Annotated in this window: 23 protein-coding genes and 1 pseudogene; 14 read left to right on the top strand and 10 right to left on the bottom strand. The window is 75.3% G+C overall.

From position 1 onward, the window contains the following. Positions 1 to 46 precede the first annotated feature (46 nt). Positions 47 to 1,338: pseudogene (locus tag BS75_RS43775) on the top strand (lyase family protein). 121 nt (positions 1,339 to 1,459) lie between these two features. Here the strand turns inward: BS75_RS43775 and BS75_RS42740 are convergent. Genes BS75_RS42740 through BS75_RS42730 form a run of 3 tightly spaced genes read right to left on the bottom strand, consistent with a single transcriptional unit; the run spans position 1,460 to position 4,086 of the window. Continuing rightward, a complete protein-coding gene (locus BS75_RS42740) occupies positions 1,460 to 2,224 on the bottom strand; it encodes a hypothetical protein (protein WP_034094924.1) in 765 nt (254 codons plus the stop codon). A 30-nt stretch (positions 2,225 to 2,254) separates the two neighbouring features. Then, positions 2,255 to 2,533, bottom strand: a complete 279-nt coding sequence (locus tag BS75_RS42735; protein ID WP_034092072.1) for an acyl-CoA carboxylase epsilon subunit — start codon at positions 2,531 to 2,533, stop codon at positions 2,255 to 2,257. Continuing rightward, positions 2,530 to 4,086 carry an acyl-CoA carboxylase subunit beta gene (locus BS75_RS42730; RefSeq protein ID WP_042440581.1) on the bottom strand — a complete coding sequence of 519 codons (1,557 nt, stop codon included), beginning with the start codon at positions 4,084 to 4,086 and terminating at the stop codon, positions 2,530 to 2,532. Before BS75_RS42730 ends, BS75_RS42735 begins: the two co-directional genes overlap by 4 nt. A gap of 462 nt (positions 4,087 to 4,548) precedes the next feature. Between BS75_RS42730 and BS75_RS42725 the strand changes: the two genes are divergently transcribed. After that, complete coding sequence (locus BS75_RS42725; protein WP_052070494.1) at positions 4,549 to 5,265, top strand: response regulator transcription factor; 717 nt, start codon at positions 4,549 to 4,551, stop codon at positions 5,263 to 5,265. Between the two features lie 257 nt (positions 5,266 to 5,522). Then, on the top strand, positions 5,523 to 6,290 hold the full coding sequence (locus tag BS75_RS42720) for an SDR family oxidoreductase (RefSeq protein ID WP_034092071.1): 768 nt from the start codon (positions 5,523 to 5,525) through the stop codon (positions 6,288 to 6,290). A gap of 875 nt (positions 6,291 to 7,165) precedes the next feature. On the opposite strand, the gene BS75_RS42715 is transcribed toward BS75_RS42720, so the two are convergent. Together BS75_RS42715 and fabG are read right to left on the bottom strand one after the other, a co-directional pair. Beyond that, positions 7,166 to 7,633: a MaoC family dehydratase gene (locus BS75_RS42715; RefSeq protein ID WP_034092070.1), complete on the bottom strand. Its 468-nt coding sequence runs from the start codon at positions 7,631 to 7,633 to the stop codon at positions 7,166 to 7,168. Positions 7,634 to 7,673: 40 nt separating this feature from the next. Then, complete coding sequence (gene fabG / locus BS75_RS42710) at positions 7,674 to 8,435, bottom strand: 3-oxoacyl-ACP reductase FabG (protein ID WP_034092069.1); 762 nt, start codon at positions 8,433 to 8,435, stop codon at positions 7,674 to 7,676. A 336-nt stretch (positions 8,436 to 8,771) separates the two neighbouring features. Here fabG and dmpI point away from each other — a divergent pair, with 336 nt between their 5' ends. The 10 genes from dmpI (at position 8,772) to BS75_RS42665 (ending at position 19,403) form a co-directional block, all read left to right on the top strand. Continuing rightward, complete coding sequence (dmpI, locus tag BS75_RS42705; RefSeq protein WP_034092068.1) at positions 8,772 to 8,954, top strand: 4-oxalocrotonate tautomerase DmpI; 183 nt, start codon at positions 8,772 to 8,774, stop codon at positions 8,952 to 8,954. Between the two features lie 85 nt (positions 8,955 to 9,039). Continuing rightward, on the top strand, positions 9,040 to 10,086 hold the full coding sequence (locus tag BS75_RS42700) for a phosphotransferase family protein (RefSeq protein WP_034092067.1): 1,047 nt from the start codon (positions 9,040 to 9,042) through the stop codon (positions 10,084 to 10,086). A gap of 89 nt (positions 10,087 to 10,175) precedes the next feature. Continuing rightward, positions 10,176 to 11,390: an acyl-CoA dehydrogenase family protein gene (locus tag BS75_RS42695; protein WP_034092066.1), complete on the top strand. Its 1,215-nt coding sequence runs from the start codon at positions 10,176 to 10,178 to the stop codon at positions 11,388 to 11,390. A gap of 447 nt (positions 11,391 to 11,837) precedes the next feature. Continuing rightward, a complete protein-coding gene (locus BS75_RS42690; RefSeq protein WP_042440575.1) occupies positions 11,838 to 13,127 on the top strand; it encodes a beta-ketoacyl-[acyl-carrier-protein] synthase family protein in 1,290 nt (429 codons plus the stop codon). Beyond that, positions 13,124 to 15,031 carry a CoA-transferase gene (locus BS75_RS51810; RefSeq protein WP_034092065.1) on the top strand — a complete coding sequence of 636 codons (1,908 nt, stop codon included), beginning with the start codon at positions 13,124 to 13,126 and terminating at the stop codon, positions 15,029 to 15,031. Before BS75_RS42690 ends, BS75_RS51810 begins: the two co-directional genes overlap by 4 nt. A gap of 167 nt (positions 15,032 to 15,198) precedes the next feature. Beyond that, a complete protein-coding gene (locus BS75_RS42680) occupies positions 15,199 to 16,176 on the top strand; it encodes a ketoacyl-ACP synthase III (protein ID WP_034092064.1) in 978 nt (325 codons plus the stop codon). A 135-nt stretch (positions 16,177 to 16,311) separates the two neighbouring features. Then, on the top strand, positions 16,312 to 17,001 hold the full coding sequence (locus tag BS75_RS42675) for an HAD-IA family hydrolase (protein ID WP_063771609.1): 690 nt from the start codon (positions 16,312 to 16,314) through the stop codon (positions 16,999 to 17,001). Between the two features lie 68 nt (positions 17,002 to 17,069). Beyond that, the gene (locus BS75_RS42670) at positions 17,070 to 18,116 is read left to right on the top strand and encodes an AfsA-related hotdog domain-containing protein (RefSeq protein WP_052070492.1); all 1,047 of its coding nucleotides are present in this window, start codon (positions 17,070 to 17,072) and stop codon (positions 18,114 to 18,116) included. Beyond that, positions 18,106 to 18,579, top strand: coding sequence for a hypothetical protein (locus BS75_RS48990; protein ID WP_156164352.1), 474 nt, complete (start codon positions 18,106 to 18,108; stop codon positions 18,577 to 18,579). The genes BS75_RS42670 and BS75_RS48990 overlap by 11 nt, the downstream gene beginning before the upstream one ends. Next, the gene (locus BS75_RS42665) at positions 18,576 to 19,403 is read left to right on the top strand and encodes an SDR family NAD(P)-dependent oxidoreductase (protein WP_052070491.1); all 828 of its coding nucleotides are present in this window, start codon (positions 18,576 to 18,578) and stop codon (positions 19,401 to 19,403) included. The genes BS75_RS48990 and BS75_RS42665 overlap by 4 nt, the downstream gene beginning before the upstream one ends. 512 nt (positions 19,404 to 19,915) lie before the next feature. Here the strand turns inward: BS75_RS42665 and BS75_RS42660 are convergent. The 5 genes from BS75_RS42660 to BS75_RS42640 all read right to left on the bottom strand — a co-directional run bounded on the left by BS75_RS42660 (position 19,916) and on the right by BS75_RS42640 (position 24,690). Further along, positions 19,916 to 20,581, bottom strand: a complete 666-nt coding sequence (locus BS75_RS42660; RefSeq protein ID WP_034092063.1) for a response regulator — start codon at positions 20,579 to 20,581, stop codon at positions 19,916 to 19,918. Further along, positions 20,574 to 21,248: a sensor histidine kinase gene (locus tag BS75_RS43770; protein WP_052070489.1), complete on the bottom strand. Its 675-nt coding sequence runs from the start codon at positions 21,246 to 21,248 to the stop codon at positions 20,574 to 20,576. Before BS75_RS43770 ends, BS75_RS42660 begins: the two co-directional genes overlap by 8 nt. 140 nt (positions 21,249 to 21,388) lie before the next feature. Beyond that, entirely contained in the window at positions 21,389 to 21,982 is a 594-nt protein-coding gene (locus BS75_RS42650; RefSeq protein WP_034092062.1) for a TetR/AcrR family transcriptional regulator, read from the bottom strand. A gap of 1,105 nt (positions 21,983 to 23,087) precedes the next feature. Then, the gene (locus BS75_RS42645) at positions 23,088 to 23,852 is read right to left on the bottom strand and encodes an SDR family NAD(P)-dependent oxidoreductase (protein ID WP_231608074.1); all 765 of its coding nucleotides are present in this window, start codon (positions 23,850 to 23,852) and stop codon (positions 23,088 to 23,090) included. A 289-nt stretch (positions 23,853 to 24,141) separates the two neighbouring features. Next, positions 24,142 to 24,690 (bottom strand): SMI1/KNR4 family protein, encoded by a 549-nt coding sequence (locus BS75_RS42640; protein ID WP_152646411.1) that lies wholly within the window; start codon positions 24,688 to 24,690, stop codon positions 24,142 to 24,144. A 311-nt stretch (positions 24,691 to 25,001) separates the two neighbouring features. On the opposite strand from BS75_RS42640, the gene BS75_RS42635 reads away from it, so the two are divergent. Continuing rightward, positions 25,002 to 25,535: a hypothetical protein gene (locus tag BS75_RS42635; RefSeq protein ID WP_152646410.1), complete on the top strand. Its 534-nt coding sequence runs from the start codon at positions 25,002 to 25,004 to the stop codon at positions 25,533 to 25,535. Positions 25,536 to 25,556: the final 21 nt, after the last annotated feature.

Below are 25,556 nucleotides of genomic sequence, written 5' to 3'. Positions count from 1 at the left end.
CACCGAGGTGGAGCGCGCGGTGGGCGACGCCGCGTGGCTGCGGGCGATGCTGGAGGCGGAGGCCGCACTGGTGCGGGCGCAGGCCAGGCTGGGCACGGTACCGCCCGGGGCAGCGCAGTTGATCACGCGTCTGGCGGGTGCGTGCGCCGTGGACGTGCGGGCGGTCGCCGTGGCCGCACGCGAGACGGCCAATCCCGTGGTGGCGCTCGTCGCGGCGTTCACGGCCGTGGTGGCGGCGGTCGACCCGGCCGCCGCCGCCTATGTGCACCGCGGCTCCACCAGCCAGGACATTCTGCCATGCTGGTCGCTCGACGGGCCCTGACGCTGATCGTGGCCGACCTGGGCCGCGCCGCCGACGCGCTGGGGGCGCTGGCGCGCCGGCACCGCGACACCGCGATGGCGGGGCGGACTGTGGCGGTGCAGGCCGTGCCGACCACGTTCGGGCTCAAGGCCGCCGGCTGGCGGCACCTGGTGCTGGACGCACGCGACCGGCTGGCCGCGGTACTGGGGTCGGGCCTGCCGGTCGCGCTCGGCGGCGCCGCCGGAACCCTGGCCGGGTACCTGGAGTACGGCCGCCTGGACGCGGACGCCGACGAGGACTACCCCCGGCGGCTGGTCGAGGTGTTCGCCGAGGAGACCGGTCTCGCGGTGCCGCTCCTGCCGTGGCACGTGCTGCGCACGCCGATCGCCGACCTGGCGCAGGCGCTGGGGTTCGCGGCGGCGGCGCTGGGCAAGGTCGCCGTGGACGTGCAGCTGCTGGCGCGGACCGAGACCGGTGAGGTGGCCGAACCCGCTCCCGCGGGGCGCGGGGTGTCCTCGGCGATGCCGCACAAGCAGAACCCGGTGCTGGCGACGCTGATGCGCTCCGCGGCCCTGCAGGTGCCGCACCTGGCGGCCGGTCTGACGCAGTGCCTGATCGCGGAGGACGAGCGGTCCGCCGGCGCCTGGCACGCGGAGTGGCAGCCGCTGCGCGAGGCGCTGCGGCTGACCGGCGGCGCGGCCCGGGCCGCGGCCGAGCTGGCCGCGGGTCTGGCCGTGCACCCGCGCAGGATGCGCGCCAACCTGGACCTGACCGCGGGGCAGGTGGCGAGCGAGCGGGTGGCCGCGCACCTGGCGCAGCACCTGGGCCGCGGTCCGGCCAGGGCCCTGCTCACCCGGGTGTCGCTCGAAGCGCACAGCCAGGGCGCCACGGTCGGCGAACTGCTGGCCCGCGACCCCGGGGCGGGCGGCGCTGTGGACGCGCGGCGGTTGGAGGGGTTGCTGGACCCGACGGCCTACACCGGCGCCGCCCGGCCGCTGACCGACCGGGCGCTGCTGCGCGGGGCCGCTGACCGCTGACCGGCCACGGCCGCGGCCGCGGCCGCGGTCGCGGGTGCGGGTGCGGGTGCCCCGGCCGGGGCGTGGGGCGCTGCTCGGCGGCCGGCCCCGGCCGGGGCCGGGCGGTGTTCCCCGCGGGCGGTCAGGGCGGATCGGCCAGGCCGGACCGCGAGGCGCGGACCCCGGCCTGGAAGCGGGAGGTGGCCTGCAGGCGGTTCATCAGTTCGGCGACGTAGCGGCGGTAGGTGCGCACCGACATGCCCAGCTCGCGCGAGGCCCTCGCGTCGGTGTAGCCCTGGCCCAGGGTGCGCAGGGTGCGGGCCATGTTGTCCTCCTCGCTCCAGTCGATGCGGGCCTGGGCCAGGGCGGTGAGGTCCACGGCCTGGTTCCACACCGCGGCGTGGAGCATTTTCAGGGCGCGGACCGGGCCGGTGCCCAGGACGATGGTGAGGTCCTCGCCGGCGGCGAGGACGGCCGCGGTGTTGTCGTAGACGGCCATGGTCGGCAGGTCGCAGGGGGACAGCCGGACCTGTGCGCCGTGGTCGGCGAGCTGCTGCAGACGGGCCATGGCGTCCTCGTCGCCCAGCAGGCCCGAGGGGAACAGCAGCCTCACGTCCGCGTGCCGCAGCAGCAGGCGCGTGTGGAGCCCGGCGAGGAGGGCGGGCTCGGCGCCGCCGGCGGCGGCCGCGTTCGAGGCCCGTACGGTCACGGTGGTGTGGTTCGCGCGGTGCAGCAGCCGGGCGACCAGGGTCTGGGCCTGGTCGGGGCCGGGCCCGGCGGCTTCGTCGGCGGGGACCAGGTCGTGGAGCCTGGCGGCCAGGTCGGCCAGGTCGTCCGCGTGCTGGCGCAGTGCTTCGAGTCGGTGCCGGCGCTGTCCGGGGGCCGGTCTCGCATAGGAGGTGTTCACGGTGGCTCTCCTTCGCGTGCGCCGGTACGCCTACCGGCTCGTCGTGGTGGCGGTGGAGCGGCGGACGGCGGCCGGGGCGGGCGGCTCGGTGCGCCAGGTGCCGGCGCCCGGGCGGGCCGCGCCCAGCGCCCACGGCGCCCGGGGCCGGCGCTGCTCGCGGGAGGGGGCGGGGGTGCTGCGGGCGGTGACGGCGTGCAGGACGGCCAGCAGGGCGGCCAACTCGTCGGGGGCGGGGTTGCCGCGGACCACGCGGACGGCCCCGGGGGTGGTCGGCGGGGTGGTGGGGTGGGTGTCGGGGTCGGTGGTCATGCCGGCTGGTTCCCGTGTTTGCGCTGGGGCAGGGGGGCGTGCTTGGCGCGGAGCATCCGCAGCGAGCGGATGAGGACCTGCCGGGTGCGGCGCGGGTCGATGACGTCGTCGACCAGGCCGCGTTCGGCCGCGTAGTAGGGGTGCATCAGCTGGTCCTGGTATTCGGCCACGCGTTCGGCGCGGGTCTGCCGCGGGTCGGGCGACCGGGCGATCTCGCGGCGGAAGACGACGTTGGCGGCGGCTTCGGCGCCCATGACGGCGATCTCGTTGGTGGGCCAGGCGAAGGACAGGTCGCAGCCGATGGAGCGGGAGTCCATGACGATGTAGGCGCCGCCGTAGGCCTTGCGCAGGATCACCTGGACGCGGGGCACGGTGGCGTTGCAGTAGGCGTAGAGGAGTTTGGCGCCGCGGCGGATGATGCCGTCGTGTTCCTGGTCGGTGCCGGGCAGGAAGCCGGGGACGTCGACCAGGGTGACCAGCGGGATGTTGAAGGAGTCGCACATCTGCACGAAGCGGGCCCCCTTCTCCGAGGCGTCGATGTCCAGCGCCCCGGCTCCCGCCATGGGCTGGTTGGCGACGATGCCCACGACCTGGCCGCCGAGCCGGGCCAGGGCGCAGACGATGTTGGGTGCCCAGCGTTCGTGCAGTTCCAGGTACTCGGCGTCGTCGACGATCTCCTTGACGACCGCCCGCATGTCGTAGGCCTGGTGGGGGTCGGCCGGCACGAGGTTGACCAGCGCGTCGGCGGGCGGGGCGTCCTGGCTGCGGCTGTCGTGGGCCCCGTCGCCGCCGGGGGGCAGTTCGCGGTTGTTCGAGGGCAGCAGGTCCAGCAGGTAGCGGACGTCCTCCAGGCACGTCTGCTCGTCGTCGTGCAGGAAGGTGCAGACCCCGGAGAGCGAGGCGTGCACGTCGGCCCCTCCCAGCTGCTCGTGGGTGACGCGTTCGCCGGTGACGGCCTGGACCACGTCCGGTCCGGTGATGTACATCTGCGCGGTGCCGCGCACCATGAAGACGAAGTCGGTCAGGGCCGGGGAGTAGGCCGCGCCGCCGGCGCACGGTCCCAGGATCACGCTGATCTGCGGGACCACTCCGGACATCCGCACGTTGCGGGTGAAGATGCCGCCGTAGCCGGCCAGCGCGGTGACGCCTTCCTGGATGCGGGCGCCGGCGCCGTCGCACAGCGCGACCAGGGGGGCTCCGGCCGCTTCGGCCAGGTCCATGATCTTGTGGATCTTCTGGGCGTGGGCCTCGCCGAGGGCGCCGCCGAAGATGCGGAAGTCGTGCCCGTAGACGAAGACCTGGCGGCCGTTGACCGTTCCCCAGCCGGTGACCACGCCGTCCCCGTGGGGCCTTTTGCGTTCCAGGCCGAAGCCGGTGGCCCGGTGCCGGCGCAGTCCCTCCACCTCGGTGAAGGAGCCCTGGTCCAGCAGCAGGTCGATGCGCTCGCGCACGGTGCGCTTGCCGCGGGCGTGCTGGCGCTCGGTGGCCGCCGGGTCGGGGCCGCGGCGCAGGGCCTGCTGGAGGTCGGCCAGTTCGACCAGGCGCTCGTGCATGGACGGGGCGGTGCGCCGGATCGACTGTTCGAGTTCGCGGGCCGGGTCGCCGGCGGGGCCCGGGATCGGGGACGGCGCGGCAGGAGGCGGGTCCTGCCGGTCGGTCGTCGGGGGTGAGAGCTGGGCTGAGGTCGTCATCGGTGCTCCGTAAGGTCGTCCGTCAGGCGGCAACGCTAGGCCGACTTCCCGCCGCTGCGCCCGGAACCTTTCCGAAAGGAGCCGGGGAAGGGTGCATGGAAGTACTCCGCCTGCTACTTCCGGGGGCGTGGGAGCAGTGCCGCTGCATTACTTGCGGGGCATTCCGCGGACTTCTTCCGGTGCGGTCGCCGGCCCGCTGGGAGCAGAATGCGCTCCGGCGCGGATCCGGGGGGATAGCGTCGGGTCGGATATCTCCTGAAGGAGCTGCTATCCGTTCCACCTCCCCGGGGAATCCCCGCGGAGGACCAGCGAAAGGAAGCGGACATGGCTGATCTTCTGGCGGCCCCCTCGCTCTCTCGGCGCCGTGCGGTGGTGGTGGCCGACCCCTTCCCGATCTCCCGGGCGGCGATCGCGGCCCTGCTGCGGCGCTCGGGGGCGGCGGACGAGACCGCCGAGGCGGCCTCGCCCCGGGCCGCCCTGGACCAGGTGCGCCGCCTGGACGCGTCCATGCTGATCACGGACGTGGACCTGGTCGGCCGCGGCGACGGCGTGCGCCTGTGCCGCCAGGTCAAACGCCTGGCCGTACCGCCGTCCGTGCTGGTGTTCACCGGCGCGGACGATCCGGCGGTGGTGGCCGCGTGCCTGGCGGGCGGCGCCGACGCCCTGGTCCACCGGTCCGCATCGCCCGAGCGGCTGGTGCGGGCGGTGGAGACCGTCGCCGTCGGCCGCCCGGTGTGGTACCTGCGCGAGCACAGCCCGCAGGGCCCGGACGGCCCGGGCGGTCCGGGCGGTCCGGGCGGCCCGGGTCTGCCGGCGGACCGCGACCGCCTGCGGGGCATGACCTCCCGCGAGCAGGAAATCCTGGGACTTCTCCTGGGCCGTTTCTCCAACGAGGAGATAGCGGCGGAGCTCCACCTGGCCAGGCAGACCGTGAAGAATCACGTGAGCAGCGTTCTCCACAAGCTCGGGATGTCCAATCGGAAGGAACTCCTCGGCACCGCCGGGACGCTTCGCGCACCCGTCGGCGCCGGTGTTCCTTAAGTAGCAGGCGGCACCCCGCAAGCGGCAGCAGGACACCTCCGAAGAGGAATTAACACGGGGGTTCTCGATTCCTAGGATCGACAGCAGAACAAAGGGCCGGGCGGCCCCCCACACATCCGTCCGGCACCTGTCCGGCGGCGGCCTCCCCCTGGGGCCGCCGCCGGACGGTTCTCCCGCTTCCGGTTCGCCCGACCCCGGGGCGCACCGGCGCACCGGCGCCGTCCGGCACCGGCCCGCACCCATGGAGGAACAACGTCGTGTTCACCAACCCCGGTCGTTTCCACGGCAAGGTGGCCCTGATCACCGGCGCGAGCCGCGGCATCGGCCTGGCCGTCGCGGAACGGCTCGTGGCCGAAGGCGCCCGCGTGTGCCTCACCGCCCGCACCCCCGGGCCGCTGGCGACGGCCGTGGCCGAGCTGGGCGGCCCCGAGTACGCCATCGCCGTGGCCGGCCGCGCGGACGACCCGGCCCACCAGGCCGACGCCGTCGCCCGGGCCATCGACGCCTTCGGGCAGCTGGACGTCCTGGTCAACAACACCGGCATCAACCCCGCCTTCGGCCCGGTCCTGGACATCGAGGAGTCCGCGGTCCGCAAGGTCTTCGAAGTCAACGTCCTCGCGGCGCTGGGCTGGCTGCGGCACGCCCGCGACGCGTGGTTCGGCGCCAACGGCGGCGCCGTGGTCAACATCACCGCCGTGGCGGGCCAGCGCCCGGCCGCCGGCATCGGCGTGTACGGCGCGAGCAAGGCGGCGGTGATCCACCTGACCAGGCAGCTCGCCCAGGAGATCGGGCCGCAGATCCGCATCAACGCCGTGGCCCCGGCCGTCGTCCAGACCCGGTTCGCGGCCAAGCTGTACGAGGGCCGCGAGGACGAGGTCGCGGCCGGCTACGCGATGGCGCGCCTGGGCACGCCCGAGGACATCGCCGCGGCCACGGCCTTCCTGGCCTCCCAGGACGCCTCCTGGATCACCGGCCAGACGATTACCGTCGACGGTGGCCTGATCGCCACCGGCGGGGGGATCTGACCCGCGATGAAGGCGCCTCCGGCGGGTCTGCGCCTGCGCAAGCTGTGCTGGCGCCTGGTGACCCTCCCCCTCCCCTCCCTCCTCCCCCTGCCGTCCGTGCCGTCCGTGGAACGCGTGCCGGCGGCCGGGCCGGCACGGGCCTGACCCCCCGGGAGGGCCTCGGGGCCGGCGCACCCGCGCCCCCGGGGGCCCTCCCGGCGCGGATCGGCGCACCCGCGCCCCGGACCCGGCCGGTCGACCACAGGCGCGGGCGGGCACGGCTCCTGACGACCCTTCGGCTCCGCGGGCCGGGAGTTCGCCACGGAGTCGCGCTCCCGCGCCTTCGCGGCGCTTGTCTTCCTGCCGGTCCTCGCGCCCGTTCCGGGCCGCTGCTCCCGGCTGATCACACTGCTCCGCGCGCCTGGCGTGCACGTCGTGGCCGCAGTCCAGTGCCGCCGGGAAGGCGGAGCGCGCTGCGTCGGGGCCCCCGGCGTCCTGGCGCCGGAACCCCCGAGCCCCGAGCGCCGCCCCCGGGGACCGGTCGGGGTGCCGGGAGTCGACAACCACCTGGCAGGCGGGCCCGGGCGCCCTCCGCGGCCGGCGCAGGGGGACGTGGAACTGTGCGGCCGCCGCGACCGTGGCCCCGCAGAACGGGCACGGCGACCTCAACACCTCACCGGGCCGCCGCCGAATACCGCTGACGCTGCGTGCGCCGGTTTCGGCCGGTCCCGCCCGACTGTTCACGATGCCTCCCCGGGTCCGGGAAGCGGTCATCAGCGGGCCGGAGCGCCGCTGGCCAGCCTCTCCCGCCACCCCCCGGCCGGGCGTGGGGCGGCTCTGCGCCCTGTTCTGCGGCCCGGTGGGGCGCCCGGCGGCCGCGGGTGCCGTGTGCGCGGTCAGTCGCCCGTGTAGTAGCGGCTGACCACTTCGGCCACGCACACGGGCTTGCCGCCGCCGTCGCTCTCGATCTCGACGGCGAGGACGACCTGGACGCCGCCGGCGACATCGCGCACCTCGGCGACGACGGCCGTGGCGCGCAGTCTGGACCCGCAGGGGACGGGCGCGGGGAAGCGGACCCGGTCGGCGCCGTAGTTGACGCCCATGACGGCGCCGCCGACCTCCAGGAGCTGGGCTTCGAAGGCGGGCAGCAGCGACAGGGTGAGCCAGCCGTGGGCGACGGTGGTGCCGAACGGGCGGGCCGCCGCGCGCCGCGGGTCGGTGTGGATCCACTGGTGGTCGCCGGTGGCTCGGGCGAACCGGTCGATCCGGGCCTGGTCGATCACGGTCCAGTCGGTGGGGCCGAGGGTCTGGCCCAGGGCGGCGCGCAGGTCCTGCGGGGTGGTGAAGCGTCGGGTCGGTGCCATGGGTGTGCCCTTCTGCGGCAGCGGGTCTGCGGGGCGGGGGTCAGCCGAGCGGGCCGCCGGCCACGTACAGGACCTGTCCGGAGACGAATCCCGCGCGGGGGCCGGTGAAGTAGGCGATGGCGTCGGCGACGTCCTCGGGGGCGCCGACGCGCCGGACCGGGACGGAGGCGGCGGCGCGGGCCTTGAACTCCTCGAAGGCGACGCCCGTGCGGGCCGCGGTGGCGGCGGTCATGTCGGTGGCGATGAAGCCGGGGGCGACGGCGTTCACGGTCACGCCGAACTTGCCGAGTTCCAGGGCGAGGGTCTTGGTGAAGCCCTGGAGCCCGGACTTGGCGGCGGCGTAGTTGGCCTGGCCGCGGTTGCCCAGCGCGGAGGAGCTGGAGAGGTTGACGATGCGTCCGAAGCCGGCGGCCACCATGTGGCGCTGGACTTCGCGTGCCATCAGGAACGCGCCGCGCAGGTGCACCCCCATGACGGTGTCCCAGTCGAGGCTGCTCATCTTGAACAGCAGGTTGTCGCGCAGGACGCCGGCGTTGTTGACCAGGATCGTGGGCGCGCCCAGCTCCTCCTCGACCCGGGCGACCGCTGCGGCGACCTGTGCTTCGTCGGCGACGTCCGCGCCGACGGCCAGGGCGCGGCCGCCGGCGGCGGTGATCTGCCGCGCGGTGGCGGCGGCGGCCCCCCGGTCGAGGTCGACGACCGCGACGGCGTGGCCGTCGGCGGCCAGGCGCAGGGCGGTGGCCGCGCCGATGCCGCGGGCTCCTCCGGTGACGATGGCGACTCGCTGCTCGCTGGCGGGCATCTGCTGTCCTCCTGTGGGTGGGGGTGGGGCGGATGCGCCCCTGCGCCCCTTTTTGGGGGCGGGGTACGGGTCGGGGCGTGGCCCGGACTCTACGCAGGGCCGGGCCGCTCGCGGCGGAAAGTACTCCCGAGAAGGCACGCCGATATCGCGGAGGTCGTACGCGGAGCCTGTTTCCCGGCATGCGCCGGATGTCTCTTCAGTGGCAGCCGGAGGATCGTGGGAGGTATTTTCCTCGGCCGCGGCCGGCGGGGCCCGTAGCGTTGCATTCATTCCGGACGGCCGGGAAATCACGGACTGTTCCGCCGGGCCGCCACATATTTTCTCCTGGAGGATGACATGCCGATCGTCACCGTGCAGCAGGGCCCCCGCACCGTCGAGCTGAAGCGCGAGCTGGTGGCCCGGATCACCGACGCCTTCGTCGACGCCTACAAGATCCCCGCCGACTCCGTGCAGGTGTGGATCCAGGAGACCGGCCCGGAGAGCTGGGGCTCGGGCGGCAAGCTCACCGCGGACAACTGAGCGGGCACACGAGGTCCTGGACGCCGACCCGGTGTCCGGGACCTCCTTCGCGCGGGGCGAGGAACCAGGACGAACGGGAGGGCACATGAACACCGGCGCACCGCCGCTCCAGGCCCGGGGGGTCGACACGGCGCGGCTCTCGGCCTGGCTGGAACGCACCCTGCCCCAGGCGCACGGACCGCTCGGCGGCCTGGAGCGGCTGGCGGGCGGGCGCTCGAACCTGACCTACCGGCTGCGGTGGGGGGACCTGCAGCTGGTGCTGCGTCGGCCTCCCCTGGGCCACGTGCTGCCGACGGCGCACGACATGGGCCGCGAGTACCGGGTCCTGGCGGCGCTGGCGCCCACCGCGGTGCCGGTGCCCCGCCCCTTCGGGCGGTGCGAGGACCCCTCGGTGCTCGGCGCGCCGTTCTACGTGATGGAGCTGGCGGTGGGCGGGGCCTACCGCAGCGACGCCGACCTGGCCCCGCTGGACGGCGCCGCGGCGCTGTCCACCGCGCACGCCGTGGTGGACACGCTGGCGGAACTGCACGCGGTGGACCCCGACGCGGTGGGCCTGGCCGGCTTCGGCCGGCCCGAGGGCTTCATGGAGCGCCAGGTGCGGCGGTGGCGCCGCCAGTGGGACGCCTCGCGCACCCGCGAGGTCCCCGGCGCCGACGCGCTCAACGACCGCCTGGCCGCGAACTGCCCGCGCCCGCCGGGCTCCTCGCTGGTGCACGGCGACTACAAGCTGGACAACCTGCTGTTCGCACCGGGAGCCGCGGGGCGGGTCGCGGCGGTGCTGGACTGGGAGATGTCCACACTCGGCGACCCGCTGTCCGACCTGGGAATGCTGTGCATGTACTGGGACGGATTCGCGGGGATCGCACGCTCCCCGGTCCCCTCCCCCGGGGCGCTGCCCGGGTGGCCGGACCGGGCCGCGCTGGTCGACCGCTACGCCCGGCGCAGCACGCTGCCGCTGGACGGCCTGGACTGGTACGTCGCGTTCGCCTTCTACAAGATCGCCGCGATCCTGGAGGGCATCCACTGCCGCACGGTGCAGGGACTGACCGTCGGCGAGGAGTCCGCCGACCTCGCGCGGGCGGTGCCGCTGCTGGTCGGACGCGGCCATGCCGTCCTGGACGCCCTGCGCTGAGTCGCCCCCGCCCACCCCCGCCGCCCGCAACGGCCCTGCGGCCCTGCGGCCGCCCGCCCCTGCCCGCCCCCTGATTTGGAGATGACCCGATGGACTTCGCCTACGACGCCCGTACCCAGGAGCTCTCGGCCCGGATGCGGGCGTTCCTGGACGAGCACGTCCTGCCCGCAGAACCCGTCTTCGCCGCCCAGCACCGGGCCGGGGACCCGTGGGGCCGGCCCCCCGTCCTGGAGGACCTGAAGGCCCGGGCCCGGAGCCGGGGCCTGTGGAACCTGTTCCTTCCCGGCGAGGAGTTCGGCGCCGGGTTGACCAACCTGCAGTACGCGCCGCTGGCCGAACTGACCGGCCACAGCCCGCACCTGGCCCCGGAGGCCGTGAACTGCGCGGCGCCGGACACCGGGAACATGGAGGTCCTGGCCGCGTTCGGCACCCCCGAGCAGCAGGACCGCTGGCTCAAGCCGCTTTTGGACGGCGCGATCCGGTCGGCGTTCTGCATGACCGAGCCGCAGGTCGCCTCCTCGGACGCCGCCAACATCGGCACCCGCATCGAGCGCGACGGCGACGAGTACGTGATCAACGGCAGGAAGTGGTGGTCCTCGGGGGCGATGGCGCCCGAGTGCGAACTGCTGGTGGTCATGGGCAGGACGGACCCGGACGCGGCGCGCCACCGCCGGCAGTCGATGGTGCTGGTGCCGCGGGACACCCCCGGGGTGCGGGTGGAGCGCGGGGTCACGGTCTTCGGGTACACCGACGGCGCGCACGGCGGGCACGGCGAGGTGGTGTTCACCGACGTGCGGGTCCCGGTGTCGCACATCGTCGCCGGGGAGGGCGACGGGTTCGCGATCGCGCAGGCCAGGCTCGGGCCGGGCCGGATCCACCACTGCATGCGGCTGATCGGCATGGCCGAACGGGCGTTCGCGCTGATGTGCGAGCGGGTGACGCGGCGGACCGCGTTCGGCGGGCCCCTGTCGGAGCAGGGCGTGGTCCGCGAGTGGATCGCCGAGTCCCGCGTGCGGATCGAGCAGGCACGCCTGCTGGTCCTCAAGACCGCCTGGCTGATGGACACCGTCGGCAACAAGGGCGCGCACACCGAGATCCAGGCCATCAAGATCGCCGTGCCGGCGATGGCGGAGTGGGTCCTGGACAAGGCCATCCAGGCGCACGGCGGCGCCGGGGTCTCCCAGGACTTCCCGCTGGCGCAGCTGTGGGCGCACGCGCGGACCCTGCGCCTGGCGGACGGCCCGGACGAGGTGCACCGCGCCTCGCTGGCACGGCGCGAGCTGAAGCGCTTCCAGCCGCGGTGAGCCGTGCAGCCGTGAGCCGGTCCCTCCGCCCGTGGGCGCGGAGGGACCGGCTCCGTCGTTTCCGCCACCCTCCCCGCCGGCCTCCCCGCGCCCCTTCCCGCGCCCCTCCCGTCGGCCTCCCCGCCGGCCTCCCCGCGCCCCTTCCCGCGCCCTCCCCGCGCCCTTCCCGCACCCCTTCCCGCGCCCCTCCCGTCGGCCTCCCCGCCGGCCTCTCCGCGCCCCCTCCCGCGCCCCTCCCACGCCCTTCCCGCGCCCCTTCCCGTCGGCCTTCCCGCGCCTTTCCCGCCGCCCTTCCCGTGCCTTTTCGGCGCCTTTTCCGGTCCGGGAATCCGGTACCGCGGGTACTGGGCGGGGGCGGATTCGGGTACCGATGGGCCCATGGAATTCCCGGCGGGTGTTTGTAGTGTTTTCCCCATGACGAGCAACGATTCCGAGCGGAATACCCGAATGAGTTCCTCATCGTCATTCCTGGACCGGGGTGCCGAGCGCATCGTGGTCACGGGAATCGGTGTGGTCCTCCCGAACACCCTGACCGTCGACCAGTTCTGGTCCAACATCTCCGGCGGCCGCTCGCAGGTGGGCCGCCTCACCCGGTTCGACGGCGCCGAGGCGGGCCTGCCGGTGTACGCCGCGGCCGAGATATCCGGCTTCGACCACCGCCCGTTCCTGCCCGAGCTGGCCGACTCGCACGCGGCGAAGTACTCCCGCGAGATCCTGATCGCGATGTCGGCGGTGGCCCAGGCGCGCCGCGACGCGGGCCTGGGGGCCGGCGCGGTGGACCCGCGCCGGCTGGGCATCATCATGTCCTCCTCCCGCGGACCGCTCTCGTGGTGGCGCGACGTGCTCACCGGCGCGGACCCCGCGGCGTTCGGCGACAAGGGCGCCATGTTCCGCGGCCTGGCCGGCTGCCCCGCCACCCTGTCGGCGATCTACAACGGCGCGCAGGGCCTGGTCACCACCGTCAGCAACGCGTGCGTCGGCGGCCACCAGGCGATCGGCCTGGCCCTGCGCGAACTGCGCTCGGGCGCGGCCGACGCGATGCTGGTCGGCGGCCACGAGTTCCCGATCGTGCCCGAGGTCGCGGCCTGCTACCGCGCGATGGGCCACGGCGTGATCTCCTCGGAGCGCGAGGACTTCACCCGGGCGGTGCGCCCCTACAGCAACGACCGCGAGGGCTTCGCCCTGGGCGAGGGCTCGGTCGTGCTGTGCCTGGAGCGCGAGTCCGCGGCGCGGGCGCGCGGCGCGCGGGTGTACGCGGAGATCCTGTCCGCCGCCTCCCTCAACGAGGCGGCCCACCCCACCACCATGGACCTGACCGGCAAGGTCACCGCCTCGGTCGTCGAGGACGCCCTGGCCGAGGCCGGCCGCTCGGTGGACGACGTCGACTACTACTGCGCCCACGGCACCGCCACCCGCTACAACGACATCGCCGAGTCGAGGGCGCTGCGCGCCCTGTACCCGGAGCGCAGCGCCGGCAAGCTGCCGCCGATGAGCTCCAACAAGCCCATCTACGGCCACACGTTCGGCATCGCGGGCATCATCAACGTCGCCGCGACCAGCCTGATGCTGCACCACCAGACGCTCGCGCCGACCATCAACCTCACCTCCGCCGACCCCGAGTGCGACCACGACCACGTCTTCGAGGGGGCCCGGCGCACCGGGCTGGACCTGGCGGTCTCCCTGTCCTTCGCGTTCGGCAGCCAGACCGCCGTCGTCGCCCTGGGGGCGGCGGCATGAGCGCGCCGCTGATCGCCGTGGACGCGGACGCGCTGGTGCGCCGCCTGGTGCGCCCCGGCGACCACGTCCACCTGGCCGGCACCCCCTCGCGGCCCAACGCGCTGACCTACGCCCTGTGCCGGGTCTTCGGCGACCGGGGGCACCTGACGGTCAGTACGACCGCCGTCCACTCCAGCGCGCACGCACTGGCCCTGTCGGGCGTCGCCGACAAGGTCATCGCCTGCTTCGCCGGCGACACCTACCCCACCCCGCGGCCCAACCCGCTGTACGCGCGGCTGCCGCAGGGCGAGCCGTTCGCGTTCGAGGCCTGGTCGCTGCTGAGCTACGTGCAGCGGCTGATCGCCGGCGCGACCGGCGCCCCGTACGCGGCCACCGGATCGCTGGCCGGGACCGACCTGGCCGCCGGCAAGCCGGACACCCTGTTCCAGGTGCCCGACCCGGCCGACCCCGACGCCCAGGTCACCCTGGCGGCCCCGCTGCGCCCCGACGTCGCCCTGATCCACGCGGTGGCCGCCGACGAGGACGGGAACCTGGCCCTGGTGCCGCCGCTGGGCGAGGGGGCGTGGGCGGCCTACGCCGCGCACCGCGGAGTGGTCGCCTCGGTCGAACGGATCGTGGGCCGCGAGGAACTGCGCGCGATCGCGGACCGGGTCCTGATCCCCGGCACCCGGGTCCTGGGCCTGTGCGAGGCGCCCATGGGCGCCCACCCGCAGGCGCTGCGCACCGGCGGCCTGGCGGGGGTGGCCGGGTACCTGGACGACTACGCCTTCCTCGAGGAGATCGTCGCCTCGTGCCAGGGACCCGGGCAGGGACACGACTGGTACCGCACCTGGGTGAGCGGGGCCGGCTCGCACAGCGGCTACCTGCGCCGGCTGGGCCGCGACCGCCTGGCCGCGCTGGCCGAGCCGGCGGGCCGGGCCCAGGACCCGGCGCAGGGCTTCGGGTTCGAGGAGCACTGCTGGCACGCGGTGCACCGGGCGGAGCTGGCCGAACGCGCCAGACTCGGGCCGCACCGCGCACCGGAGCCGGCGCCGGCGGGGTCCGCCGCCACCGGGCGCACCGGCACGGCGCTGCTCGATCCGCCCGAGGTGCGCGGGGCGCCGGCCGCCCCGCCGGAACCACCGGAGCCGGCAGAGCCGCCGGAGCCGGCGACCCGTCAGGAGCGCCTGATCGTCCTGGGGGCCCGGGAGGTCGCCGACCGGGTCCGCGCGCACGGCTACGACACGCTGCTGGCCGGGATCGGGACCTCGCACATGGCGGCCTGGCTGGCCGCGGACCTGCTGCGGGCCTCGGGCCACGAGGTGAAGGTCACGGCGGAGCTGGGCATGTACGGCTTCACCCCGCAGCAGGGCGACGTGTTCCTGTTCAGCCTGCTGCACGCCCACGGCAGCGAGATGCTGGCCGGCATCCCGGAGATCCTCGGCGGCATGGTCGCGGCCAACCCGCGGGCCCTGGGGGTGCTGGGCGCCGCCGAGATCGACGGCACCGGCACGATCAACACCAGCGTCTCCCGCGACGGGCGCTGGCTGACCGGGTCAGGCGGCGCGAACGACATCGCCTCCAGCACCGACTGCGTGGTGATCGCCCCCTCCTCACGGCGCCGCTACGTGGACCGGGTCGCCTACCGCACCAGCCCCGGCCACCGGGTGAAGGCCGTGGTCAGCGACTTCGGCCGGTTCGTCCGCGACAGCCCGCAGGAGGAGTTCCGGCTCGCGACCTGGCTGTCCGAGGACGCGGCCGCCGTCGGCGACAGCCCGCGGGAGGTCGCGGCCCGGGCCGCGCAGGTGGTCGCCGCGCGCACCAGCTGGAGCGCCCGGACCACCGGCACCGTGCCCGAGAAGCCCGTCACCGAGCAGGAGCTCGCGGCACTGCGCGCGCTCGACCCCGACGGCCGCTACCGCTGACTGGAACCCACCCTCCCCTCCCCTCCCCTCCCCTCCCCTCCCCTCCCCTCCCCTCCCCTCCCCTCCCCTCCGCCCCCGCCACCGCCACCCCGTCCCTCCCCGCCACCCCTCCCCGACACCGCCCACCACCTCACCTCACCTCACCTCACCAGCCAAGGAGCACAACCATGCACGCCCGTAGCGAAGGCGCCACCTGGACCGGTTCCGGACTGCGCTTTTCCGGATTCGGCCACTACTTCCCCCGCCGGCAGCGCAGCCACGACGGCGAGGTGACCGTCGGCGGGCGCACCTACCCCCCCGGGGCCGCCGAGGAGCTCGGGGTCCGCACACTGCACGTCGCCGCCGAGGACGAGACCCTGGAGTTCATGGCGGTCCAGGCGGCGCGGGCCGCGCTCGAGGACGCCGGCCGCTCGGCCGCCGGCACCGACCTGGTGGTCCTGGCCAACTGGACCGACCGGCAGTGGATCCCGGAGATCGCACCGGGGGTCGCGACGGCCCTGGGCGCCGACGGGGCCCTGGCGTTCGACATCTGCGGCGCGTGCACCGGCTTCGTCCACGGCGTGCAGACCGCCGCGGCGCTGCTGAGCGCGCACCCGGGCTGGCGCCGGGCGGTGGTGGTGGCCGCCGACCGGTTCTCCCACCGGGCCCGTCCGGGCACCCGCGGCCAACTGGTCTTCGGCGACGCCGCCGGCGCGGTGGTGCTGGAGAAGGGCGACCCCGGCGATGCCAGCGCCCTGCTGGACTCGGTCCTGGACTGCGACTCGACGCAGGCCGACACCGTCGCCGCCCGCCCGCCGCAGGGCTGGCTGCGGCCGCGCCCGGAACTGATCGACCTCGCGGTCGGCTCCAGCCTCAAGGTCGCCGACAACGTCCTGGCCCGCAACGACCTGAAGACCTCGGACCTGGACTGGCTGGTCCCCCACCCGGGCAACAACGCCATCCACGCCGGCGTGCGCGACGGCCTGGACCTCCCCCGGGAGAAGTTCCTGACCAACTTCGCCACCCGCGGCAACACCGGCTGCGCCTCGATCCCGATCGCCCTGTCGGAGTACCTGCGCAGCGGGGTCCTCAAGCGCGGCGACCTGGTGCTGTCCACCGCCGTCGGATCCGGCTGGTACTTCGGCGGCCTGCTCTACCGCATCTAGCACACCCGGCGCACCCCGCACCCCGCACCCCGCACGCGCCGCACGGCCGCCTCCCCCTCCCCCTCCCCCTCCCCCTCCCCCTCCCCCTCCCTCCCTCCCTCCCTCCCTCCCTCCCTGTTCCAAAGGAGTCCCCTGATGTCCGTCCCCCTGCGCACACCCTCCACGCCGGCCCTCGCCGTGTGGACCGATTTCGGCGGCGTGCTGACCCAGCCCGTCGACGTCACCTTCGCCGAGTTCAGCGCCCGCTACGGCGTGCCGCTGCACGCGCTGAAGGAGGCGATGCGGCTGGTCGGCGAGGCCCACGGCACCGACTCCATGGGCGTGATCGACATTCCGCTGCTCGACGAGGACGCCTGGTCCAAGGAGCTGGAGGAGGAACTGGAGCGGACCTTCGGCCTGGTGTGCGACCTGTCGGACTTCGGTGACCGCTGGTTCGCCGGGCGCCCGGGCAACCGGGCCTGGGCCGCGCACCTGGCGTCCTTCCGTGAGCGCGGCGCGTTCGTGGGCCTGCTGTCGAACCTGCCGCCGTCCTGGGAGCGCCACCGCGCGCTGCTGGCCGACGACTCCCACTTCGACGACGTCGTCTGCTCCCACCGGGTCGGCGCCCGCAAGCCGGAGCCGGAGATCTTCCGGCTGGCCGCGCGGCGGGCCGGGGTCGAGCCGCGGGCGTGCGTGCTGGTCGACGACATGGACAAGAACATCGCCGGCGCGCGCGCCGCCGGCTGGCAGGCCGTGCACTTCCGCGACGCCGACCAGGCCGCGTTCGAGGTCGGGCGCCTGCTCGACCTGGCGCTGCAACCCGCGGTCCGCGCGCTGAGCGCCTGAACGCACCGCGCCCCCACCCCCGACCCCACCCCACCCCACCCCACCCCACCCCACCCCTGGAGTTTCCGATGACCCTCACCACCCTGCCCCCGGACACCGACGCCCGGCCCCTCGACGCCGCCGCACCGGACCTGGCGACCCAGCGCACCGTCTCCCGGCACCTGGTCCACCGGGCCGCCCTGGCCGAGGTCTTCCTGACCGACTTCCGCTCCGTGGACGAGGAGACGTTCCACGCCGCCGCCCAACTGCCCGCCGGCCACGCCTACTACGGCGACCACACCGGCACCCCGGCCATGCACGACCCGCTCGCGGTCTTCGAGGGCGTCCGCCAGATGCTGCTGTGCGCGATGCACCTGCAGCACGACGCGGACCGCGCCACCAAGTCCATCACCGCCACCGCCCGCATGGAGATCACCGACCCGGGGCCGCTGCAGGTCACCGGACCGCTGGATCTGGTCCTGCTCGGCTCGGTCCTGCTGGCCAAGGAGTACCAGGGCAAGATCTCGCGCGTCGTGCACCAGGTGCGGGTCATGGCGGGCGGGAGCCAGGTCGGGACCGTCACCGTCGACACCGCGCAGCGTCCCGACGCGGTCTACCGGAAACTGCGGCTGGGCCACCGCACCACCCTGCCGCCCTACTCCGACTCCGTCGCCCCGCACGGCGACGGCGCACCCCCGGCCCCGCACCTGGTGGGCCGCGAGCGCAGCGCCAACGTGGTGGTGCAGGACATGCGCGTGCAGGACGACGGCGCCGTGGCGCGCCTGCGGGTGCCGGTGACGCACCCGAGCATGTTCGACCACCCGCAGGACCACGTCCCGGGGCCGGTCATGATGGAAGCGGCCCGGCAGGCCGTGCTGTTCGCCGCCGCGGAACACCTGGGCCTGGCCGCCCCGAAACTGTTCCTGCAGCGGGTGGACGCCTCCTACCTGCGGTTCGCCGAACTCGACTCGGACATCACCGTGCGCGTCGGCCCGACCGGGGGCCACGGGCCGGGCGCCGTCGGCGCGAAGGTCGACTTCGAGCAGGACGGGACGACCGTGGCCACCCTGCACGTGGTGCTGGGCAGCACCCGGGTGCCGCGCCCCGCCACCGGGGAGGCGGGCGATGCGGTCTGACGCCGCGGTACCCCCCGCACCCGCGGCCACCGCCGCCGGCCGGTCACCGAGACGGCGGGCGGTCACCGAGGCAACCGGCCACACCCGCGCCCGCGCCCGCGCCGGGGCCGGGGCCCGTACCGGGACCGGGACCGGGGCGGACTGCGGCGGGCGGCGGCTGCACGCGGCGGGCCTGCCGCGCCCGGCCCGCCACGTCATGAACGGCGCCCGCACACCCGCGTTCCGACAGGCCCGCGCCGCACCGATGGCCGGCCCGGGCGGGACCACCGGCCGGCCGGGGCCGGCGCCGACCCCGCCGGGGCGGCCGACACCGCCAACCCCGCCGGGGCGGCCGACACCGCCGCCCGGCCGGCCCGCCGCCCTGCCGTCCGCCGACCCGGTCGGCCCCGGCGAGTTCCTCGTCCAGCTCAGCGCCGGCGGGCCTGACCCGGTCCGCCGCCATCGTGGAAGTGATGTGAGATGACCACAGCGATCAAGAACCCGACCGTCGCCGGGCCGGCCGCGGGCGCGGCCACCGCCGCGGTGCCCGACCCCACCGCCGCGTTCCGTCTGGACGGGCGCACCGCGGTCGTCACCGGCGCCTCCAGCGGGATCGGGGCGCACTTCGCCCGGGTGCTCAGCGCCGCCGGGGCCAGGGTGGTGCTGGCCGCACGGCGCGAGGCGCCGCTGCGCGAACTGGCCGGGGACCTGCCGGGGAGCCTGGCGGTGGCGTGCGACGTGACCCGCGCCGACCAGCGCGAGCACCTGGTGCGCACGGTGGCCCGCGAGATCGGCCCGATCGACATCCTGGTCAACAACGCGGGGCTGTCGGAGGTGGTGCCCGCGGAACGGCAGAGCCCGGAGAGCTTCGATGCGATCGTGTCGGTGAACCTGTCCGCGGTCTTCGCCCTGAGCAGCGTGGTCGGCGCGGGCATGCTGGAACGCGGTCGCGGGTCGATCGTCAACGTGGCCTCGGTCTACGGGATGGTGGGCAGCGGGAGCCTGCCGCAGGCTGCGTACGCGGCCAGCAAGGGCGGGGTGGTGAACCTGACACGGGACCTGGCCGCGCAGTGGGCCCACCGCGGGGTGCGGGTCAACAGCCTGTGCCCGGGCTGGTTCCGGTCGGAGATGACCGCCGACATGCTCGACAGCGACAAGGGCCGGTCGTGGGTGGAGCGCCGCACGCCGATGCGCCGGGCCGGTGAGCTGTACGAGCTGGACGGGGCGCTGCTGTTCCTGGCCGGCGACGCCGGCTCGTACGTCACCGGGGCCGCGATCCCCGTGGACGGCGGCTACCTGAGCGTCTGAAGCCCCCGCTGCCCCGCTGCCCGCCGGACGGGGCGCCCCGCGCCTGGAGCGGGACCGGCAGGGGGAAGGAGCGCCCCTGCACAGCGGTGCCGACGGAGAAGGGGGCGCCGATGCACAGCGGGACCGGCACGGGGCGGCTCGGGGCGCGGCCCCGCGCGGCCCGGCGCGGCGAGCCGCCCGGGCAGCGGGCGACCGGACGGCCGGCAGGCCACGGGTCGGAACAGCCCGGCCCGGCGCGCGGTGAGCGGCCCGGCCCGGGGCGGGCGCGGTGAGCGGCCCGGCCGGCGCACAGTGAGCAGCCGGGGCCGGGGCACAGTGAGCAGCGCGGCCGCCGCGCGGCGAGCGGCCCGGCCCGGCGCGGGGCGCGGCGAGCGGCCCGGGGCTCGGTGAGCGACCCGGGGCTCGGTGAGCGACCCGGCCCGGCGCGGGGCGCGGCCCGGGGCTCGGTGAGCGGCCCGGCCCGGCCGCCGCGCGGTGAGCGGCCCGGCCCGGCGCGGGGTGTCCGGGGCCGCTCAGGCGACTGCCCGGGGGGTCCGGTGGGGCCGGACCAGGCCCATGGCGACGGCCTTGTTGACGGCGTCGATCCGCGAGACGGCGCCCAGCTTGTCGAACAGGTTCCGCAGGTGGCGTTTGACGGTGCCTTCGGTGATGCCCAGGCGGGCCCCGACCTGGCGGTTGCTCAGGGCGGCGGCCACCAGCGCGAGGACCTCGACCTCGCGGGCGGACAGCTGCTGGTCGGCCCCGGCCCGGGCGCCGGGGGTGCGGGGGGTGGGCAGGGAGAGGGTGACCACCGGCTGCCCCGGGCCGCTGAGCTGGCGCACGGCGGCGGCCAGGGTGTGCCAGCCGGCGCTCTTGTGGACGTAGCCGCACACGCCGCCGGCGACCAGCTGGCGCACCAGGACCGGGTGGTCGTCCATGCTGACGATGACGATCCGCAGGGCGGGGCAGTGCTGGAGCATGCGGCGCACGGTGGCGACCGGGTCGTTGTTGTGGGGCATCTGGACGTCCAGGAGCGCCACGTCGGGTCGGTGCTCGGCGGCCAGGCGCACCGCGGTCTCGGCGTCGCCGGCCTGGGCGACGACCTCGAAGTCCGCCGCGGTGTCCAGCAGGTCGCACAGGGCTTCGCGCAGCAGGGTGTGGTCGTCGGCGACCAGGATGCGGATCTGGCGGTCATTCACGGCCGCTGCTCCTTTCGTTGATCGGGATCCACAGGGCGACCTCGGTGCCCCGGCGGGGCGCGGAGGCGATGGTGGCGGTGCCGTCGAGGGCGGCGGCGCGCTCCTCCATGGCGAGCAGTCCGTTGGCGCGGCCCGGCCGGCACACGGCGCGGGGGTCGAAGCCGGCGCCGTCGTCGCGCACGCTGGCGCAGACCTCGTGCGGGGCGATGGTGACGATCGCGGTGACCGTGCGGGCACGGGCGTGGGCCAGGGCGTTGCGCAGGGCTTCGCGGACGATGACGAAGACCTCGCCGGCCACGTCCCGGGGCATCCACTGGTCCGCTCCGTGGACCCGGAGCCGTACCTCGGTCCCGGTGGGGACGGTGTCGCGCAGGTAGGCGCGCAGGGACGCCTCCAGGGGGAGGCCGTGGGCGGGCTCGGCGGCGTCGGGGGTCCCGCGCAGGCCCGAGACCAGTTCGCGGGTGACGCCGAGGGCGTCGGCCAGCGCCGCGCGCAGGTCGTTCAGGCGCCGCTGGCGGGCGTCGGCCCGGCCGTCGGGGGCGTGTTCGAGCAAGTCGAGCCGGCGCAGGGCCAGGGCCAGCCCGCTGCCGATCCGGTCGTGGACCTCGCGGGCGACGAACATGCGCACGTCCGTGTCCGCAGCGGCACCGGGATAGGTCATCGTCATGTGCAGTCACGCCTTCCTCGTCGTGGCTGTGGACCCGTCCCCCCAGCCGGCCAACTTATAATAGCGAATGTTCGCTTTGTTTCTTGGGGATGGTCCGGTGCACCCGTGATTCTTTCGGGACACCCGCCGCGGCCCGCGGGCTACGGCGCGGCGATGCCCCGCTCCAGCAGGTCCCACAGCCGCGCCCACGGCAGCGGGCACACGCCGCCCTCCCGCCCGCGCACGGCCGCCTCGACGCCCACCATCAGGCACTGGACCAGGGCGGCGACCTCACCGGGACCCGCCCTCGCGGCGAGCCGGCCCGCCAGCGCCGCCAGTTCCAGCTGCACGCGCAGCGCCGCCAGCCATTCCGCGGCCCAGGCCGGGCCCTGGCCGGCGCGCTCGCGCAGCAGCCTCGCCGCGCCGCGCACCCGCTCGTCGCGCTCCAGCAGCCCGGCCAGGCCGACCGTCAGCAGGCGCGCGGACTCCAGCGGCCCGGCGCCCCGGGCGCAGACCCCGGCCACCAGGGCCCGCACCACGGCGCGCGCCTGCGCCTGGACCTCGTCGGCCAGCCCGGCCTTCGAGGCGAAGTGGAAGGTCAGCGCACCCAGGGAGGTCTGCGCCTCGCCGCTGATGCGCAGCAGGGACGCCCCCTCGAAGCCGTCGCGGTCGAACTGGCGGGCGGCGGCGCGCACCAGTTCCGCGCGGGTCCTCTCCGCCCGGACCGACCGGCCCGCGCCACGTGTCCGACCCATGGTCCGCCCTCCCCTCCCTCGCCCGGCCGCCCCGGGCCCCGCCGGCGCGCAGCACGACTGTAGCGCCCGGAACCACAGAAAACAAAGCGGTTGTTCGCTTTTTTATGAGGGTGTGATGCACGGGCACCACGCCCGGGCACCGCCCGGGCGGCCGACCCGGCGCGGCGGGCGGCCGCGCCCGCGCCGCCCGCACCGCCCGCCCGCGCCCGCGCCCGCGCCGGCGCCGGAGGGGGAGGGGTCAGAGGAAGGCCCGGGCGGCCGCGCCCGCTGCCCGCGCCGAGGACCGCCCGCCACCGGGCCCCGGACCCGGAACAGGCCCGCCACCGGGCCCGCCGCCCGGCGCGGGCGCCGCCGGCCCGGATCGGCGAACCGCCCCCGGCAGACGGACCGCCGGAACCGGGGGGCGGAGCCGGCCGGTACCGTCCGCAGGCGGCCCGCCGCACGGCCGACGGGGTGCCGCGACCACGTCCCCGTCCGTCCCCGTCACGGTCCGGAGCACCAGCGGCCCCAGCAGCCCGCGAGCAGCCAGGGCGGCATCGACCCGGAGTCCTCGATCACGCCTGCTGTCCGGCCCCCGGCCGCCCCCGGGCCGGGACCGGGCCGGGACCGCGCCGGCGGCCGACGCGGGGCGGGGGACGCCGGACAGCAGCCGGCGGGGGCGCGCCGGGCAGCGGCCGGGGCGAGCAGATGCCGGCTTGTCGGGGCCCGGCCGTCCGAACCCGGCAGGGCCAGGACCACCGGCGGCCGACAGGGCGCGCCGGGCAACGGCCGGGGCGAGCAAGTGCCGGGTGTCGGGGCCGGGCCCTCCGAACCCGGCGGGGGCGGGACCACCGGCGGCCCCGTGCGGACCGTTCCCGGCAGGGCCAGGACCGCCGGCGGCCGCCGGGGGCGCCGGGCAACGGCCGAGGCGAGCGGGGCGAGCGGGTGTCGGTGCCGGGGCCTGGGCGTCCGAACCCGGCAGGGGCGGGACCACCGGCGGCCCCGTGCGGACCGTTCCGGGCCGGGGACCGGGGGGGCGGCGCCCCGCCGCCCGGGCGGGCGCGGGACCCGCCGCTCCCGCGCGGGCGGTCGACCGCGGGCGTGCCGACCGGCCGCGACGCGGTCCTCACATGGCCGTGGCGCCGCCGTCGACGGGCATGGCGGTGCCCGTGACGAAGGAGGAGCGGTCGCTGCACAGCCAGGCGGCGGCCTGGGCGACCTCGCTGGGCGCGGCCATGCGCTGCTGCAGGCTGTTGGAGAGGAACTCCTCCTCCAGTTCCGGCACGGCGGCCAGGATGTCGTGCATCATCTCGGTCAGGGTGCTGCCGACCACCAGGGCGTTGACGCGTATGCCCTGCCGGGCGTAGTCGGACGCGGCCGCCCGGGTCAGCCCGATAACGGCGTGCTTGGCGGCGATGTAGGCGGCCGAGGCACCGGTGGCCTGCAGGCCCGCGACGCTCGAGGTGTTGACGATCGACCCGCCGCCGTGCTTGAGCATGGCGGGCACCTGGGCCCGCAGGCAGTTCCACACCCCCGCGACGTTCACCGCCATCGTGCGCTCGAACACCTCGTCGCCGATCTCGTGCAACGGCACCCCCGCGGTGGCGTAGCCGGCGTTGTTGAACGCGCAGTCCAGGCGGCCGTAGGCGTCCAGGGCCACGGTGACCGCACGCGCGGCGTCGCGCGGGGAGGCGACGTCGCCGGGGGCCGCACAGGCACTGCCCCCGGCCTCGGTGATCTCCCGCGCGAGGTCGCGGACACGGTCGGCCCTACGGGCCATCAGGACCACGGCGGCACCCTCGGCGGCGAACAGGCGCGCCGCCGCCGCACCGATCCCGCTGGACGCCCCGGTGATGACGGCGACCTTGCCTTCGAGCATCCGCGTGTTCATCGCTCCCGCATCCTGGTGCTTCGCCCGGTGTCGGCCGGGGGCCGGGCCCCCGGTTGTAGCTGCAGCGCGGAGTGTAACCGGGCCCGGACCCCCACCGTCAGAGGGCCCCACCCCTGATGAGGATCCCGGAAATCGGCCAGGGCTGCTCCCTGATCCACTTAGTCCGCTCGTCAACGAGGCGGGGAGCAGCGGTGAGCGTGTCCGTCACCGGCCGGTTGCCCTGCGGGGTGGGCGGACGGCGGGTCAAGGACCCTCGGAGCGATGCTCGGCCGGCTTTTGACGGGTCGGGTCAGTCCTGCCATCCGTCGCCGGCCTGCCAGCGGCGGACCCAGTCCGTGAAGCCGATGCCAGGGTCCTGGGGGCAGAGGTGCGCGCCGACGTCGGCCACCAGCCAGACCTTGCCGCGGCTGGGGCCGGTGACGGCCAGCAGCCAGTACATGGGGCCGTCCTCGGCACCCAGGACGGCAGAGCCGTGGTTGCAGACCGCATGGACGATGGGGGCCAGGGCCCGGTAGCCGCGATTGCCGTCCTCCCACATCCAGCTGTGGTCCAGGGGGAACCCGGCCGCGGGTTCACGGGGCTGGTCCTGGTCGGGCCAGCCGGGCGGGAGCCGGCCCGGCGGCAGGAGGCCGCCGTCCTCGGGCGGCCCGAGGCAGGAGCCGTTGGCGGTCTCTGCGATGAACGTCCGGCAGGGCTCGGGCAGGACGACGCCGTGCCGGCCCTCCCAGACCCGCAACGCGTCCCAACCCGGTGGCGGCTCCCGCCACTCCACGGCGAAAGCGTCCCGCAACGCTCCGATGTCCTGGGTGTCGGCACGAGACCCGTCGGCTCCATCCATGACGTCACAAGCACCGGGTCCCTACGACAGTGCTTCACCCGGGCCAGCGGCCGGACCTCTCGGTGAGGCATCCGGCCGCAGGCCAAGCCCCACCTGAGTGGGGAGCTCCACAGAGCAGGTGCGGGATCGCCCCGAGTAGGGGGTGGTCGATTCCAAGAAGCGCCATCACCCCCTCCCCACCCCCCTGACGGCACCCCGCACGGCCCCGGTGTCCGTTGTCATCCAACCGAGGCGTTGACAATGAATCCAGTCGCTTCGGGTGCCAGGGGCCGGCTCTCGGTTCCTGGTTCCCACCTCGTACCATCCCGACCATGCAGAACGTCAGGATCGGCATGGATCGCGGCACCCTCAAGCGATTCGGCACGGACATCATCAGGTACATCCTCATCGGCGTCGGCATGGGTGCGGCCGAGTTCATCCGCGGCTACGTCGAGGGCGCACCGGACGCCGTCTCCAGGCGGCTGGCCGTGTTCTTGGCGATCGGTTCGTTCCTCTTCTTTCTGCTGTTCGCCCTGTTCGTGAGCTATGGATGGACCACGCTGACCCCTGCCGCAGTGAGGACGGTTGGCCTGGGACGCCTCAGAGTCGTTCCCTGGAGCGACATCGTCGCGGTCGAGCCGCGCACCAACGGGCGGCGCGGCAAGGCATCGCGTGTGTTCATCGCAGTGCGCACCGTCGACGCGAAGTTCTTCACGCTGCCGGGCACCATGGCGGTGTCCGCGGACCGCACGGAGTTCGTGGACAGGCTCGCCGCCGTCACCAGGTATTGGCAGCACATACGACCCGCGTTCGGTCCTCTGCCAACGAACCCAGTCACCCCAGGTCAGGACGTCAGCATCGACTAACTTCACTGGCCAAGGACACCC

Source organism: Streptacidiphilus albus JL83, assembly GCF_000744705.1.
GTDB classification, from domain to species: Bacteria; Actinomycetota; Actinomycetes; order Streptomycetales; family Streptomycetaceae; genus Streptacidiphilus; species Streptacidiphilus albus.
Note: the sequence above shows the minus strand (reverse complement) of the source record. Positions and strands in the feature narration are given on the sequence as shown.

Bases quoted from the DNA above. Each gene is read 5' to 3' on its own strand.
- BS75_RS42735 (WP_034092072.1), bottom strand. From the start codon at position 2,533: ATGACCACCGACCCCGACACCCACCCCACCACCCCGCCGACCACCCCC.
- BS75_RS42635 (WP_152646410.1), top strand. From the start codon at position 25,002: ATGCAGAACGTCAGGATCGGCATGGATCGCGGCACCCTCAAGCGATTC.
- dmpI (WP_034092068.1), top strand. From the start codon at position 8,772: ATGCCGATCGTCACCGTGCAGCAGGGCCCCCGCACCGTCGAGCTGAAG.
- BS75_RS48990 (WP_156164352.1), top strand. From the start codon at position 18,106: ATGCGGTCTGACGCCGCGGTACCCCCCGCACCCGCGGCCACCGCCGCC.
- BS75_RS42665 (WP_052070491.1), top strand. From the start codon at position 18,576: ATGACCACAGCGATCAAGAACCCGACCGTCGCCGGGCCGGCCGCGGGC.
- BS75_RS51810 (WP_034092065.1), top strand. From the start codon at position 13,124: ATGAGCGCGCCGCTGATCGCCGTGGACGCGGACGCGCTGGTGCGCCGC.
- BS75_RS42680 (WP_034092064.1), top strand. From the start codon at position 15,199: ATGCACGCCCGTAGCGAAGGCGCCACCTGGACCGGTTCCGGACTGCGC.
- BS75_RS43770 (WP_052070489.1), bottom strand. From the start codon at position 21,248: ATGACGATGACCTATCCCGGTGCCGCTGCGGACACGGACGTGCGCATG.
- BS75_RS42730 (WP_042440581.1), bottom strand. From the start codon at position 4,086: ATGCACGAGCGCCTGGTCGAACTGGCCGACCTCCAGCAGGCCCTGCGC.
- BS75_RS42695 (WP_034092066.1), top strand. From the start codon at position 10,176: ATGGACTTCGCCTACGACGCCCGTACCCAGGAGCTCTCGGCCCGGATG.
- BS75_RS42690 (WP_042440575.1), top strand. From the start codon at position 11,838: ATGAGTTCCTCATCGTCATTCCTGGACCGGGGTGCCGAGCGCATCGTG.
- BS75_RS42715 (WP_034092070.1), bottom strand. From the start codon at position 7,633: ATGGCACCGACCCGACGCTTCACCACCCCGCAGGACCTGCGCGCCGCC.
- BS75_RS42700 (WP_034092067.1), top strand. From the start codon at position 9,040: ATGAACACCGGCGCACCGCCGCTCCAGGCCCGGGGGGTCGACACGGCG.
- BS75_RS42725 (WP_052070494.1), top strand. From the start codon at position 4,549: ATGGCTGATCTTCTGGCGGCCCCCTCGCTCTCTCGGCGCCGTGCGGTG.
- BS75_RS42650 (WP_034092062.1), bottom strand. From the start codon at position 21,982: ATGGGTCGGACACGTGGCGCGGGCCGGTCGGTCCGGGCGGAGAGGACC.
- BS75_RS42645 (WP_231608074.1), bottom strand. From the start codon at position 23,852: ATGAACACGCGGATGCTCGAAGGCAAGGTCGCCGTCATCACCGGGGCG.
- BS75_RS42640 (WP_152646411.1), bottom strand. From the start codon at position 24,690: ATGGATGGAGCCGACGGGTCTCGTGCCGACACCCAGGACATCGGAGCG.
- BS75_RS42675 (WP_063771609.1), top strand. From the start codon at position 16,312: ATGTCCGTCCCCCTGCGCACACCCTCCACGCCGGCCCTCGCCGTGTGG.
- fabG (WP_034092069.1), bottom strand. From the start codon at position 8,435: ATGCCCGCCAGCGAGCAGCGAGTCGCCATCGTCACCGGAGGAGCCCGC.
- BS75_RS42670 (WP_052070492.1), top strand. From the start codon at position 17,070: ATGACCCTCACCACCCTGCCCCCGGACACCGACGCCCGGCCCCTCGAC.